General features: G+C 33.4%; 8 protein-coding genes and 1 pseudogene. 6 read left to right on the top strand and 3 right to left on the bottom strand.

Translation table 11 applies throughout. The annotated features are described in order from the left end of the window. Nucleotides 1-1,086: 1,086 nt before the first annotated feature. The 5 genes from fbp (at nucleotide 1,087) to RINTHH_RS04340 (ending at nucleotide 11,062) form a co-directional block, all read left to right on the top strand. Nucleotides 1,087-2,136: a class 1 fructose-bisphosphatase gene (fbp, locus tag RINTHH_RS04320; protein ID WP_008233325.1), complete on the top strand. Its 1,050-nt coding sequence runs from the start codon at nucleotides 1,087-1,089 to the stop codon at nucleotides 2,134-2,136. Between the two features lie 616 nt (nucleotides 2,137-2,752). Next, nucleotides 2,753-4,282: a glucose-6-phosphate dehydrogenase gene (zwf, locus tag RINTHH_RS04325; protein ID WP_008233326.1), complete on the top strand. Its 1,530-nt coding sequence runs from the start codon at nucleotides 2,753-2,755 to the stop codon at nucleotides 4,280-4,282. A gap of 161 nt (nucleotides 4,283-4,443) precedes the next feature. Further along, entirely contained in the window at nucleotides 4,444-5,808 is a 1,365-nt protein-coding gene (gene opcA / locus RINTHH_RS04330) for a glucose-6-phosphate dehydrogenase assembly protein OpcA (protein WP_008233328.1), read from the top strand. A 2,348-nt stretch (nucleotides 5,809-8,156) separates the two neighbouring features. Further along, nucleotides 8,157-9,608 (top strand): TldD/PmbA family protein, encoded by a 1,452-nt coding sequence (locus tag RINTHH_RS04335; protein WP_008233330.1) that lies wholly within the window; start codon nucleotides 8,157-8,159, stop codon nucleotides 9,606-9,608. 101 nt (nucleotides 9,609-9,709) lie between these two features. Next, a complete protein-coding gene (locus RINTHH_RS04340; protein ID WP_008233331.1) occupies nucleotides 9,710-11,062 on the top strand; it encodes a TldD/PmbA family protein in 1,353 nt (450 codons plus the stop codon). Between the two features lie 844 nt (nucleotides 11,063-11,906). On the opposite strand, the gene RINTHH_RS04345 is transcribed toward RINTHH_RS04340, so the two are convergent. The 3 genes and pseudogenes from RINTHH_RS04345 to menA all read right to left on the bottom strand — a co-directional run bounded on the left by RINTHH_RS04345 (nucleotide 11,907) and on the right by menA (nucleotide 15,173). Next, nucleotides 11,907-13,289 carry a 2-succinylbenzoate--CoA ligase gene (locus tag RINTHH_RS04345; protein ID WP_008233333.1) on the bottom strand — a complete coding sequence of 461 codons (1,383 nt, stop codon included), beginning with the start codon at nucleotides 13,287-13,289 and terminating at the stop codon, nucleotides 11,907-11,909. Next, nucleotides 13,283-14,242 carry an o-succinylbenzoate synthase gene (locus tag RINTHH_RS04350; protein ID WP_008233335.1) on the bottom strand — a complete coding sequence of 320 codons (960 nt, stop codon included), beginning with the start codon at nucleotides 14,240-14,242 and terminating at the stop codon, nucleotides 13,283-13,285. The genes RINTHH_RS04345 and RINTHH_RS04350 overlap by 7 nt, the downstream gene beginning before the upstream one ends. Nucleotides 14,243-14,341: 99 nt before the next feature. Then, a pseudogene (gene menA, locus RINTHH_RS04355) lies at nucleotides 14,342-15,173 on the bottom strand (2-carboxy-1,4-naphthoquinone phytyltransferase). A gap of 505 nt (nucleotides 15,174-15,678) precedes the next feature. On the opposite strand from menA, the gene RINTHH_RS04360 reads away from it, so the two are divergent. Then, a complete protein-coding gene (locus RINTHH_RS04360) occupies nucleotides 15,679-15,984 on the top strand; it encodes a hypothetical protein (RefSeq protein WP_044304615.1) in 306 nt (101 codons plus the stop codon). The last annotated feature ends 75 nt before the right edge of the window (nucleotides 15,985-16,059 follow it).

The raw sequence follows: 16,059 nt of genomic DNA on the forward strand, positions 1-16,059 counted from the left end.
TAGTATTAAGATTTAGGCTGATAACGCAGACAAGATTTTAATAGCATTAACTTTGTATATTACATGGTGGGGGATTCATCAATGAGTTTTTTGGGCTAGTTTCAGTCTATTTTTAATGCTTGTAAATCTTCCTATTATTCTGCTGTAGGGTAGCTTTCTGACTAGGATCTAATTTTTGCTTAACAGACAGAAGACATACCTCATAATTATTGAAATATTGCAGGTATATAAATCAATTATACAATCTACTTAATTAGGTGTAAAACTATTCTAATAATTCAATTTACAGCAGTTTCTTCTATAGTAAATAATTATCTATACTAGTATTTCAGTGATTGTCATAATTACTAATTAGGTCGTGCTATTATCCTGTATTCTTAATTATTAGAATAATATAATCTCTTCTTTATTCACTTTGGCTATTTAAGCTATTAGATACTGCAGAATATTTTGTCAATTATAACTTAGCTAATACCTTTAATAAATACCTAATATTTTTTCTATAATTCTCAACTTATATTCTAATGATTGTTATTTTTTTCATCCGAAATTTCTTAGAAAACTGTTTATTATCTATACACATGGTAATTATTTTTAGTAAAATTAGTATTAAATAAATATGATGTAAATATCATAAGAAATACTTGATCTCCACTCTATAGAGTTGCTAAAATGGGGTAAAAAACACTTATTACTACCTATAAATTGTCAAGTAAGCCTAGAATTATATATATAACTTTAACAACAATTAATACACAAATTCGCAGATTTATTGTAAATTTTCTATAAATGAATATATTCAAATATGACTAACTAGATAGATTAAATATAACTTCTATTTTGAGGAATTTGCAACAATATATTTCTACAATGTTGTTAATATAACATCTATAATAAATCTGATTGTAGCATTTATGCGATCAGCAAGATTATATATCGATAATATACCATTCACTGATTTATTTAGTTTATATAAAATCATATTTGGCTGATCAAATTGTCTGTCTAATATATAAATGGAAACCTAATATTTGTTTAACAGGACCAGTTGAATATATAACCCATGAGTAGTTAGGAGTTCTCTATATGAATCAAGCACCGGAACCCTTGAACTTAGTTGTCGCAGATAAACAAGGGCAAGATTTGGAAAATGACTGTAGAACAGTATCACACCATGTACTGCAACAATTACAAAGCTCTTCACATTCAGCACAAGATTTGAGTACTTTGATGAATCGGATTGCATTAGCTGGCAAGCTAATTGCCCGCCGCCTCAGTAAAGCAGGACTCATGGATGGAACTTTGGGATTTACAGGAGGAGTAAATGTTCAAGGAGAATCAGTAAAGAATATGGATGTATATGCTAATGAAGTCTTTATTGCCGTACTGAAGCAAAGTGGCTTAGTTTGTCGCCTTGCTTCTGAGGAAATGGAAAAACCTTACTACATCCCCGAAAATTGCCCTATCGGCCGTTATACATTACTGTACGATCCAATTGATGGTTCTTCCAATACGGATATTAATTTGAGTTTAGGGTCAATTTTTTCGATTCGCTATCAAGAAGGAGAAAATTTAAACAGCGAAGTAAAAGATCTATTAGCACCAGGACGAAAGCAAATTGCCGCTGGGTATATCCTCTATGGACCAAGTACTATGATGGTTTATACTATAGGGAAGGGTGTTCATTCATTTACACTTGATCCAAGCTTAGGAGAATTTATTCTCACCGAGGAAAATATTCGTATCCCAGAACATGGATCAGTTTATAGTCTCAATGAGGGGAATTTTTGGCAATGCGATGAGTCAATTCAGGAATATATCCGCTATGTCCATCGTGCAGGAGGCTATTCATCCAGATATAGTGGTGCAATGGTGAGTGATATTCATAGAATATTAATTCAAGGTGGTGTATTTCTTTACCCCGGTAATTCTCTTAAACCAGAAGGTAAATTGCGTTTGTTATATGAGTCAGCTCCTTTAGCCTTCATAATTGAGCAAGCTGGAGGAAAAGCTACTACTGGGCATATGGATATTCTGGATGTATTACCTACTAAATTACATCAGCGAACTCCTTTGATTATTGGTAGTAATCAGGATGTAGCTAAGGTGGAATCATTCATTCACAATAATCATTAAGCGCTGAATATTTATCCATGCTTGAGGTCAAGAAAATCTCATAATTAATAGCAGTTGCATATTTTATATGGTTTTTGTGAATAAAGTTTCTTGGAAAATAACCCATTCATTGTAAGTCATAAGGATTTTCTCTATCATTGCTAATGATACTATCAAGAATAGTGGCTTAAAAGTTCTTGATATAGGAGATTAGCTACAACGTAATCAAGATTACAACAGAGTTTTAAGTAAGGTGCACTAGGAAAAAGTTCAGTCAGTAAAAACAGTTCTTATTTACCTATATACAATTCCCTATGAAAATATTAGAATGATTTTGCCATTAGTATTTTGTGAGTAAAGCTACCGCCGACGCATAAACAAAAATAAGTGGCAAGTTATATAAACTAGCTAATGCAGTATTTGAGTTTAGCTCTTTAACAGTAATAAGGAGTAAAAGAGCTAAAACATGACAGATAGAAATAGTAAGGTCAAGCTATTATCGCCATAGTTGGGGAATTGTTAGGAGCTACTTATCTTTATTCAATAGTAAATTTAACTGGTAATTAGAACTAACAAATATATTTACTGTTGTAATTCCTCTATTCACAATTGAAAACATTTCAAACCCAAAATTTTTATGGTCAGCTTGCTAGAAAATCCCCTGCGAATCGGTCTACAACAGCAGGGGATGTCCGAACCCCAGATCATAGTTATCTTTGGTGCTTCTGGAGACCTTACTTGGCGTAAACTTGTCCCAGCTCTATACAAACTACGCCGAGAAGGTCGCATTGCTCCAGAAACAACGATTGTTGGCGTTGCTCGTCGCGATTGGAGCCACGATTACTTTCGTGAACAAATGCGTAAGGGTATGGAAGAAATATATGGAGGAGTTGAGCCAGAAGAATTATGGTCAGATTTTGTTAAAGGTTTATTTTATTGTTCTGGTAATATTGATAACCCCCAAAGCTACCAGAAACTAAATACATTTTTATCTGAGTTGGATAGGCAAAGAGGAACTAGGGGTAACCGTATGTTTTATTTGTCGGTTGCTCCCAACTTTTTCCCAGAGGCAATTAAACAGCTCGGAACAGCAAGAATGTTGGATGATTCCTATAAACATCGTCTAGTAATTGAGAAGCCTTTTGGCAGAGACTTGGCTTCTGCAAAAAGCCTCAACGCAGTAGTAGGTAAGTACTGTGTTGAGGAGCAGATATACCGGATAGATCACTATCTAGGCAAAGAAACAGTACAAAACTTATTAGTATTCCGGTTTGCTAACACTATTTTTGAACCCTTGTGGAACCGGCGCTATGTTGATCATGTTCAAATTACTGTAGCAGAAACAGTGGGTGTAGAAGATAGGGCTGGATATTATGAAAGTTCCGGGGCCTTGAGAGATATGTTGCAGAATCACTTAATGCAATTATTTTGCTTGACAGCAATGGAAGCCCCCAATTCGATGGATGCAGACAGTATTCGGACTGAAAAAGTAAAGGTACTGCAAGCTACCAGATTATCTGATGTCCATAACTTGGAGCGTTCAGCAATCCGCGGCCAGTACAGTTCTGGTTGGATGAAAGGCAAACCTGTACCTGGGTATCGTGAAGAGCCGGGTGTAGATATCAACTCTACTACACCAACTTATGTGGCAACTAAATTTATTGTAGATAATTGGCGTTGGCAAGGTGTTCCTTTCTACCTACGTACAGGAAAACGAATGCCAAAAAAAGTTAGTGAGATTTCCATCCATTTCCGTGATGTACCTTCTCGGATGTTTCAGTCTGCTTCTCAACAGATCAACGCTAATATTTTAACCATGAGAATTCAGCCAAATGAAGGGATTTCCCTCCACTTTGATGTCAAAATGCCAGGAGCAGAATTCCGTACCCGCTCTGTAGATATGGACTTTAGTTACGGATCTTTCGGCATTGAAGCTAAGTCTGATGCTTATGATCGCTTATTTCTGGATTGTATGATGTGCGATCAAACGCTATTCACTAGGGGAGATGAAGTGGAAGCAGCTTGGCAAATTGTAACACCTGCCCTTTCTGTTTGGGATTTGCCTTCCAATCCAAGTTTAATTCCGAAGTATGAGGCTGGGACCTGGGAACCAGTTGAAGCAGAGTTACTAATTAACCAGGATGGCAGGCACTGGCGTAGACTATAGAATTTTAGATTTTAAATTTTGGGTTTTAGACTAGAAAATTGGAGAAGGAAAGTTAATAAGTATTAAATAGTAAAAATACTCTCAATACTGAATCTTAACTTCTCTATCTTCAAGTCTATAATGCAAATCCCAAATCAAAGTTCCAAAACCTATAATTTATTATGACTCCCCAAGCTCCAACTATTTTTTCACTTCAAGCTCCTAAGGATGTTTCGCTTACAGAAATTGAAGCAGAACTTAATCAACTCTGGCAAAGTTATGGTATCGCTGGAGATGATGGTACATTACCAGTAGCGACTAGGGCTACCACTTTTACCTTGGTAGTTTATGAACCAGAATTAACCCAGTATTTATTGGCTGCTGCAGGTTTTTATAATGGTCCAATTGATGGTATTCTAGGACCTCAAACAGAAGCTGCACTTATAGAGTTTCAGAAGCAACATGGATTATCAGAAACTGGAACTTCAAACACTGAAACACTAGATATGTTAAGGAAAGTAGACAACCAATGCCATAGTACAGCCGATGATGAGATTATTATTTCTTATAGTGTAGATAGCAAAAGCCCCAGAATTGCAGATGAAATTGCCCTGCGCAATCCTTGTCGGATTATTACATTATCTCCCATTGCCGGAGATGATGAGGGTGTAAAAGCTCAAGTATCTGCTTACTGCCCTATTCAGAAACAATCATCCAGTACTTTGGTGTGTTGTGAATATATTAACTTAACGGGTACAACTGCCGCCTTGGAAAGAATTGGTGGTATGATACCTGCATTACTAATAGGTGGTTTACCTAAATTCCTATGGTGGAAAGCCACACCTGATCCCAATAATCCTCTATTTAAGAAATTAGGATCTGTTTGTAATAATGTAATAGTTGATTCCTGCAACTTTAACGAGCCGGAAAATGATTTGCTAAAGTTGAGAGAACTTGTGGAGACCGGAATACCTTTAGCTGATTTAAATTGGGGTCGTCTTGCAGCCTGGCAAGAATTGACAGCACAAGCTTTTGACCCGCCACATAGAAAGACAGCTGTATGGGAAGTAGATAGAGTTAAGATTGATCATGAAAAAGGTAACCCTGTCCAGGCACTATTATTTTTGGGGTGGTTGGCAAGTCGTCTGCAATGGCAACCAAGTACCTATAAGCAAGAGTTTGGGGATTATAACATTAGGAAGATTAGTTTTATTACTGATAAACAAAGACAGGTAGAAGCAGAGTTAACAGGGGTACCTGTTGCTAATGTTGGTAATGTTGTGGGTGATTTAATTGCCCTAAGTCTAAGCTCCAGTGAATCACAGACAAATTGTAGCACTCTCATCTGCTCAGAGACTGGTGGTTGTATGCGCATGGAAACTCATGGTGGGGCACAATCAACAGGTTCATTCCAACAGATAAGTTCTCTTCCTGAGCAAAAAGCTGAGGTTTTATTGGGCCAGCAATTACAACGTTGGGGTCGTGAGGTTTTGTTTGAAGAAAGTCTTCGGATAACTGGAGAAGTGCTGAAATTGGCAGCGAAATAAATCGCATTTTATGAGTTTAGCACTGTTCATTAGTATTGATTTTTCACTATCACTTAGTTCTTTATATAATCTAGTTTCCAGCTTATAGCTGGAAACTAATCCCATTTACTCCTAAGTTCTTAACAAGAAATAGGTCCCAAAAGATAACATTTTAAAGTTTAAATATTAGAACTATATTTGCTTAAAAGACTTGATAGGATTAAAGTCGACCTTACTAATTTGAAACCAATTACTGCCAATTTACCCTTTGTCTAGCTTTTGAAAAGCTAGGTATGATTTTAAATATATTTCTTAGTGTAAACCTTATAAAAACAGTGTGTTTGTAAGTAATATTAGTAAGGCTTAACCTAATAATCTGGATATAAGCACAATATAATAAAGCTATCATCAATCTAAATTAATAGAGCCAAACCGGATATTCCAAAACATTAAATCGTTATATATCAGTTATTAAGAACGACTGACTTCCCATATTTTTATGCAAGGATTGATATAGAAAATTTTGACTTAGTTTGATGCGGATGTTATTGAGTTTGCACATATTTCCGCAACAGGTGTAAAGTTCTGATCAGCTGAAAATATTTTGTGATATAAGGAATTTAATTTGTGTGAGAATAGAACATTATAAGAATTTTACCTGGGGCAGTTGATAATTATAGGCTAAAATCTATAGTGATAGCTATTCAGAAATTAAGGTTTTAATAGTGATAAGAATTCAAAGTATCTAAAGTATAGGTGATATGTGAGAGTGTTCTTGATATCAACGACTTCTCAAACAGGTTAATAAATCTCAGAAATAAATTTGCTTGATTATCACCTGGATATTTGCTCTCCTCAATAAATTGTATGTAGTGGGTAATATATTTTTGGTGTTTGATTATCCAAGTATTTTGAGTTTAGCAGTATGCATAAATCAAGGCAGTTATGTGTTTCTAAGAATCCTGCTTATTAGGGCAGACCTTTGGTAAGCCTATATAACTTTAGTAATTAGCTTATAACTTATGAAGTATATTCTAAGAAACAAAAGTCTTTTTATTTTTTCTCATAACCCAAATAAAATTAGGTTAATTAGCATGACTTTTTCTTGAATACAAATTAATTAAAACCTTCCATTAAATCTGCAGTAATATTATGGCTTGTTTGTTAAGTTACAGGCATTTACAGATATAAATATTTCTGATTTATGGTGACAACTACCCTTTTAAGGTGTTACCTTACATATATATAATTGTAAATTGCTGCTATTAGCTATTACTATTAGATTACCAGTATAATCAGAAATTTTTTATATTTCTCTTATCTTTTAATTCATCTAATTCTCGACGATAAACAAATAATACCCAGGTTTTTTATATCATGATAATACTATGATATAGTACCATGATATCTAATATTTCCTAAGATAAAATAACTTACCTGTAATCCTAATATGTAGTATGTACTATCAAAATTAAGCTCACCACTTTAGTAGATATATCATATGATTATTATCATCATATTTCACTGTAAATATAAATATATTCTTACAAGCTATCTATACCTATTGATATTAAATTGATATTAAAAAGATGATTCCTTAACTATATGTTTTATAAAACTTCAAAATATTGGACAATATTTTGAATATATGAATACTCCACTTGATATAAGATAAATATATTTTTATTCCCAATTATTATATTTCTAGGCTAAATTTGTAGGTAACCTAAGGTATAATTATTAATGTCAATATTGAATATTTACCAACAAAATTTATAACCAGTAAAATTTACATTCGCTAAATACGTATATGAGTTCAATATGTGAAAAACTTTCACGTTGATCTAACTAGTTACAACCATATTTTATTACAAGCATTCAGAAAATCTATCGAAAATTTATATAAAACAAATACTACAAAATTTCTATATCATTAATAGACTTGTTTTAGGGTTTATTTCTGCAAGAATTTATTCAATATTTAACAATATAAAAAATCTCACTTAAAACCTTTCAATGCTTTGTGAATAATATGTTTAGAGTCTGGTTAATAGTTAATCAGAAGTTGGTTCTCTTAAAATTTAAATATTAGTCTACAATCAAATTATCTAAGATAATAAATAGTTGTTATTATTGTATTCTGTGTTTATGCATTTATTATTATTCTACATTCATATTAAACCAAAGCATCTTTATAATACAATACTTAAAAAGTATAGAAAGTTGATAAATTTAAGTGTAGATAAAAATTCTTACTCCTAACCCCACTGCTACCTTGTATATAATCACTAACATTGGTTATATAGCTGAATTAAGATAGATTTTATGATGGAAATATTGACTTTTTAATCTCCCCTGATAGCAACATTATGTGGTCTAAATTAACAGAAGCGATTACTCAGTTTGATATTCCTGCCGATTGGGTTGGTATTAGGTCAGTAAAAGAAACTGTATCCAATCATCATGTCCGAGATGGTTTACCAGTCAATAATGGTAAAACAAGGTCTCTGGGAGCAATGGTAGAAGTATTAGTTGATGGCTGTTTAGGCTATGCAGCGACTAATTCCTTAGCATTATCAAGTTTACAAGCGGCTGCAAATCAAGCATATAAACAGGCAACTACTAATCGAAAATGGTGGATATATCCCTTCTTGACCAAGAGTGAGCGCCCTAAAACAATTGGACAATATATTTCTCCTTTTCTAGAGACGTTAGATTCTATCAACTCGGGGGAAATGAATGATTTGTTAATACGTATTTGTCATACCCTGAAGGTATCTGACAAGATAGTCCATACTGCTGCCAATGCTGACATTAGTGAAAAGCAGATATGGTTTGTCAGCAGTAATGGTTCAGAAGTATATCAAAAGTTTATACTAATTGGAACACACTATGCAGCAACATCCCAAGAAGGGCAAATTGTCCAGCGACGTACTAATAATGGATGGCAAGCCAATTCCTATCAAGGAGGGTTAGAACTTTTCAAACAGGATTACATGTGGCATCGCATAGAGGAAATTGGTAAGCAGTCTATAGAATTACTTGATGCTAGACAATGTCCTCATGCTAATACAAATCTGCTACTTGCTCCTGATCAGATGATGTTACAAATCCATGAAAGCGTGGGGCACCCGCTAGAAATTGATCGTATTTTGGGGGATGAACGTAACTATGCTGGGGGTAGTTTCATCACCAAGGAAGATTTTGGCACTCTAAAATATGGTTCTCCATTGATGGATGTGACTTTTGACCCGACTATCTTAGGAGAACTGGCCAGCTACAGCTTTGATGATACGGGAGCATTAGCAAAAAAAGAATATTTAATAAAAGGGGGTAAATTAATAAGGGGTTTAGGAAGTCTGGAAAGTCAAAAACGTGCAAATCTTCCTGGAGTAGCTTGTGCCCGTGCATGTTCTTGGAATCGACCACCAATTGACCGTATGGCAAATTTGAACTTAGAACCAGGAACAGCATCTCTAGAGGAGATAATTGCGGATGTAGAATATGGAATCTATATGGAATCCAACCGTTCTTGGTCCATTGATGATCGCCGTTACAAATTCCAATTTGGTTGTGAATATGGCAAATTAATTGAAAATGGCAAATTTACTAAAACCTTGCGTGATCCTAACTACCGCGCTACTACCCCCCAGTTTTGGCATAGTTTAAGTGAAATTGGTAACTCTTCTACATATAAAATATATGGTACACCCTTCTGTGGTAAGGGAGAACCTAACCAGGCAATTTGGGTAGGTCATGGTTCCCCAATTTGTTTATTTACCAATATTGAGGTTTTTGGTGGTGGCAATATGGAATCGTAGAATTTTGTCATATCAAACCTTGCCTTTAATCTATATTTCCTTGATAAAAAAGCCTACGGAATTCTAGGGTGTTGTACTTTCCCTATTATTACAATTAAACAATGAATAACGACAAAATATCAGCTTTAGAAGTCAGCTTTAATCAACTGGCCGAAATCCTAGTGGAAAAGAAACAACAAGATGAGTACTTCACCTTCAAACTTAGTTGGGAACAAAGCCAATTTACTCGATTCAACCATGCTCGAGTTAGGCAAATAGGCTGTGTTATCGATGGTTGGATTGAGCTTAAATTAATGTACAACCAGCGTAGTAATTACCGTCGCTTTCCCTTTGTAGGGAATTTTGAACTGGATTGGAAACAGTTATATCAAGCTCTACAAGAGTTACGCCAGGAAATATCATACTTACCACTGGACCCCTACTTAGTCCTACCCGTAGGAAATAATAATAATAATAGTCATGAATTGTATCCAGGGGAGTTGTTATCGGAAGACTCCCTAGTCTATAGTATTCTTTCAGAAGTTGAAGAATTAGACTTTACTGGCATTTATGCTGGGGGAGTAACTACTAGAGGTTATGCTGATTCCTGTGGCCAGAAACACTGGTTTGCTAGTGATTCTTTTACCTTAGACTATTCAATTTTTAACTTAGAAGGACAGGCTGTTAAAGGTAATTTTTTTGGTAGTCGATGGCATCAAGATACTTATAGGAAGAAAATCGCAGATTCAAAAAGACAATTGCAATTACTATGTACTTCTACCAGAAAAGTTCCTCGGGGAAAGTATAGAACGTATCTCGCTCCTGCAGCAGTATCCGAACTATTAATGATGCTTTCTTGGAAGGGAATTAGTGAAGCAGATATTCAGCAAGGAAACAGTTCACTGGCCGAACTTTACCATCAGGAAAAAGCTTTATCTCCCATATTTTATGTCAAAGAAAATTTGAACCTAGGTTTAGTACCTCGTTTTAATCAATGGGGAGAAATTGCTGCCCCAGAATTACCTATAATTGAAAAAGGGGTTTTAGTTAACACCCTAGCTAATTCTAGAACTGCCAAAGAATACGGCAAAATTCCCAATGGTGCCAACGCTTCTGAAACTTTACGTAGTCCAGAAATTAGTCCGGGTACTTTAACTTCAGAAGAGATTTTACCTCAGTTAGATACAGGTTTGTATATATCAAATTTACACTACCTTAACTGGAGTGATTGCTCTACGGGGAGAATTACAGGTATGACTCGCTATGCTTGTTTTTGGGTTGAAAGTGGGAAAATAGTTGCTCCTATTGAAAACCTACGTTTTGATGAAAGCCTATACTGTTTTTGGGGCAAAAATTTGCTCGATTTAACAAACTTCCAAGAATTTATCCCCGAAGTTGATACTTATGAAAGTCGTCAACTAGGAGGTAGTTTAGTTCCTGGAATGCTAGTAAAGGATTTTACATATACCCTTTAGTTCTATTTTTTAAAAGCTTTAAACACCTCATATTAGTATGATAGTCAGACTTTTATATTGCTTAATATTTTCCTAATTTTTCATTAAAGTAATCATTTTGGAATTATCCAAAATGATTACTTTAATGAGGTCTTATCTGTCATCCAGAAAATAATGGTCTTATTTCTAATTCTAAATCTATTATGATAGGCTTAATTATTATTTGTAAAGATATATTTATGACTATTATTGCAAATACTATAGGTTATTTTAACAAAATAAAATCAACTTTTAACTAATCTCATTATGTTAAAAAGTATCAATCAATAATCATTATATTGACTTAGTAATGTAATCAAAATCATTTCCATATATAGGGATGATAAATCTTTATAAGATAATTATTTTCAATAGTCAATATGAGGTAATTTTGTAGCTAAAAAATTACCTCATTCCTCAAAGATTAGGAATACTCTAATAATACTTTTTATCTGAATCTCAGATGAGTTTATAAAGTTATGGATATTATATGTATTGATTACTTTGCTATGATTATAGTTATATATGCACAAAATTCTAAAATGTACGAGCAGTAATTCATAGTCCTTATTGTACAATATATATTTAAGTTTCTGGAATCTTGTTAATAAAGTGCATATTTTTTTGAACTATATCTCAAGTTATAATCATCTTCAAGAGGGTATCTTCAAACTCCAAAGTCTATTCTAAAATGCATCCTTATATCTAAAGCTAAATAGTTAAACTAATCCTTGTTTAAATTGAACTTGTAGGGTATTTATTTTTTAATAGTTAAAGAGCAAATAAGAAGCTTAACACTATTTACTTCCTATGGTATCTCCATTTTTTAGTCAAGCTTGTTAATAGTATTAAGAGCCATTTCTTCTATCATTTGATAGTTGATTTTACCCTTATCATTACGAGGAATGCTATCAACAATAATCCAATATTTAGGAATTTTATATTTGCTAACTTTATCTTTAAGAGCTAATAGAATTTGTGTATGATCTTGTACATTTCTGCCTGGAACATAAATTGCTGTAACTGCTTGTCCCCAATATTTATCTGAAATTCCAATAACACAAATATCCATAACTAAATGAGTTTCAAAAATTAACGATTCTATCTCTCTAGGATATACATTCTCACCACCTGTAATGATTTTGTTGCTATTACGACCAACAACATGCAAATACCCTTCTTCATCAAAAAAGCCTAAGTCATCAACTGTAAGTGAACAATGATCAGAAGGACTAGTGTAATAACCAAGGCATAAGGATTTAGATATAATATGAATATTTCCAGTTTTGTTTGTTCCTAATTGATTGCCAAAATCATCATAGATTGTCACTTTAGCATGTGGGAGAACTTGCCCATCATTTGTCTTTCCCTCAAGAAAATCATCTGGTTTGAGAGTGGCAATTTGTGATGCTGTCTCAGTCATTCCATAAGTAGGTGCAAGTCTAATTTTGTGATACCTTGCAGATTCTAGCAATTCATCCCAAGCAGGTGCACCACCTAAAAATACTATTTTGAATTTTGATAACCAATTCGTTGATGTAGATTTTTGTAGGAGTATATGTAGTTGAGTAGGAACTAAGGATAAACAAAATTCTGTAATATCTAAATCATTTATATGACCTGATGATAATTCTCTAAAAGAGGTAATTACAAATTGACCTCTTGTTATTAAAGAACGTATGAATTGCATTAAACCACTTATATGATAAATGGGTAAAACGCAAAAGGAATTTACCTGATGTAGATTCAAATATGTTGTAAATCCCCTTACTGATGCCATTAGTGTTTCCCATGTATGGATGGTAAATTTGATTTTACCAGAAGAGCCACCTGTGGGGATCATAATATGATTTGTACTATTTTCTTTATTATTATTATCTATTTTTTTATATCTTAAATTTAGAATTTTTGTTGATGCCCAAATAATATCTGGTTGTACCAATGTTAATACTTGTTTCCATTCTTCTTCTTGCCAATAAGGATTACATATAAACACTGGAAAGCCCACCGCACAAGCAGCAATAAAACCCGCTAAAAATCTAACTGATTCTGATTCAGCTAACAAGATTTTTGGCGGATTTAAGTCTTTCAAAGAGGTAGTTAATTGTAAATAATATTCCCAAGTGAATTGCTTTAGTTGCTGACTATCAATCCCAGTTAACCAGTTTACATTTTTGAGAGATTCTAAATGTGCTAAAAGTTCTACCATAGTTGTTGTGGATAATTTTCTTGATCTTCAGTAAACCAATGGTTAATGCCAAAGCCAACAGCCCTTGACTTAATTGTTAATTTACGTGCAAGTTCAAGTGCGGCCTGTCTGCCAATTGCTGTTTCCATAACTGATGAGAATACAGCATCAATTTGATTTTGCTGACAAAATTGATGCAAATGAGAAGGATATCCAGCAATTCCTGGTTTAATAATGAAAAGACCCTGCCAACCTTTTTCATAAGAATCTCTCAACTGGTCTAAGGTTGCCGCAGATTCATCTAAAGCAATCATAGTTTGATAATTAAGACTCAACCTCAAAATAGATTCAAATTTGTCTGCCTTTAGGGGCTGTTCAAGAAATTCAATTATTGCAGATGATTGGGAAGAATTATTAATATAATCACAATTTTCTAGCCATAATTCTGCCTGCTCTTCACTCAAACCTCCATTAGCATCTAAACGCAATTTCGCTGAAGTAGGTAACTGTTGTATCAATTCATGAAGAATCTCTAACTCACTGATAATCGTCTTTACCCCTATTTTCCATTTAAAAGTTGTATATCCTCTATTCCAGAGGGTATTCCAAACATTAAGTACTTCCTCTCCACTGGGGAGCAAACCACAAAAAGAGAGAATATTATTCCTTTTTTCTTCTCCTTTCATGATCAAGGCTGATTCAAAACCAAACTGACAAGCTGGTAAAGTATTTGGGATTGAGTAAATATACTCTGCAGTAATTTCTTTTGGACTTTGTTGGCAAAAGTCCAAAGCTTGATCTAAAGTTTCAGAACCGAACCAACTAATAGGAGCAATTTCCCCCCAACTTACTCTATTCATAGTATCTCGAAGCTGAATAATTATACCTTCACGGAATTCCCAACTTCCATAACTAGTAATTATAGGAAAAATAAATTTTCTCCTGTAAGAGCGAAACTCAAATTGATAAACCATTAATTTATTAAGATAAATGGAAAAAGCAATAACTATTTTTTACTTTTTTGCTTATAAACCTACATTAGGTAAGATATAAAACCTAAAATCATAAATTTACTAATTCAATAAAAAACCTACACCTATGAACAAACTGCTCCAAAAATTTAAAGCCACAGCAGTAAATTTACTGTTACTTACTTTCTCTGGTAAATTATGATTTTCCCGCACATAAGTACATAATTTATAGGCAATAGGTAAGCTCAAAATATTCATTAATGTCCATATAGGAAAAAGTCCTATCAATATAAATACAAGATTACACCCATAAATGCTACCAACAATCCAAAACAATAACTGGGAACTCTTATAAGTTCCCAGACGGACAATTGGGGATATTTTTCCTGCAGCAAAATCATCTTCTACCTGATGAAAGTGAGAGCAAAATAGAATTATACTAGTAGAAATACCAACAATAAACCCAGCAGCAAGACTAGTGAATGACCAACTTTGAGTTTGACTGTAGTATGCTGTCGTTACTCCAATGGCAAAAGAAAAAAAGCATAACAGTTCTCCTAAACCACGATATCCTAGGCGAAAGGGTGGACCTTGATAGATGTAGCCCAAAAGACAACATAGCGTAATCATCCCAACTATTGTTATGTCTTTTTGCCAAGTAGCAATTATTGTTATCCCTAGGAAACCTAAGACTAAAAAGATATTTCCCAACCAAAATATTAATCTTTTATTACTAGTTAAGTTTACTAGAGAATGGTGTTTATTTTTATCAATACCTGTTTCTGCATCAAAAACATCATTGCTAAAATTTTCCCATACTAATATAGAGATGACAGCAAAAAAAAGTTAAAAAAATTCTCAAATCAAACCTTTGTGTTTCTGCAAAAGCTATAGTAGTTCCAATCCAGTTCGGCATAATAGCTACACTATACATTGGTAGTTTGATAGCCCCAAACCATAATTTTTTTTAAGAGGTAAAACTTGTTTTTTGTTTATCATTTACAATTGTTTATATACCCATTAGATTAAAAATAATTCGGAAGTAAGAAAAATATTTTTTTACTTCGGCAGCTATTTAATTTTAGTAGTAAATAGAACACTAATAGTCCTATTTGATTTGTTAAGCCCTACTCAGGGCATATAATTGCCTAAACTCCTATTTAACAGACTATTTATCGATATCGGAAATTAAAAAATCAGATGAGATATCTACCAAAAACTCTGCATACTATTCAACAAGTACTTCTTCATTCCTATTTTCCATAAGTCTAACTAGCAAGTGATGTATATTCATTAGGGTTAGCTAATCTGGTAAAGCAGCATAGACTTCTAGGTTCTGCTGAAAAAGTACCAGTTTATGTTAACTGTAAAAATATGACCTTGATTTATCACTCTTTAGAAAGATAACTTCAAAAAAATTAACTAATTTGTTGAGATCCATGACAGTTTCACAATATGCTAATGATTTTTTTGTATACCATAAAGAGCTATGCCAGTTTTTGTTATCTATTAAGAAGAATTGTCAAGAAAATAATTCTACGAAAATTGCCAGTATTTATTTGGAAATTGACTTAGTAGATCCCCTAGTATTATTTTCTAGAATTCTGAAAGTAAATCAGCTTAATTTTTATTGGGAGAATAAAGCTAATCAGGAATCAATTGTCGCTATTGATGCTGTTATTAATAAAGAACTATCTGGAGTAGAAAGATTTATTAGTGCAGAAAAATTTATAAAAAATGTATAGATAGTATTAATATATTTTCTCCGGGAAATCTATCAAGAAGTCGCCCTTATTTCTTATGCAGTTTTAGTTTTTTTT

Origin of the sequence: Richelia intracellularis HH01 (assembly GCF_000350105.1) — a bacterium.
GTDB lineage: Bacteria > Cyanobacteriota > Cyanobacteriia > Cyanobacteriales > Nostocaceae > Richelia > Richelia intracellularis.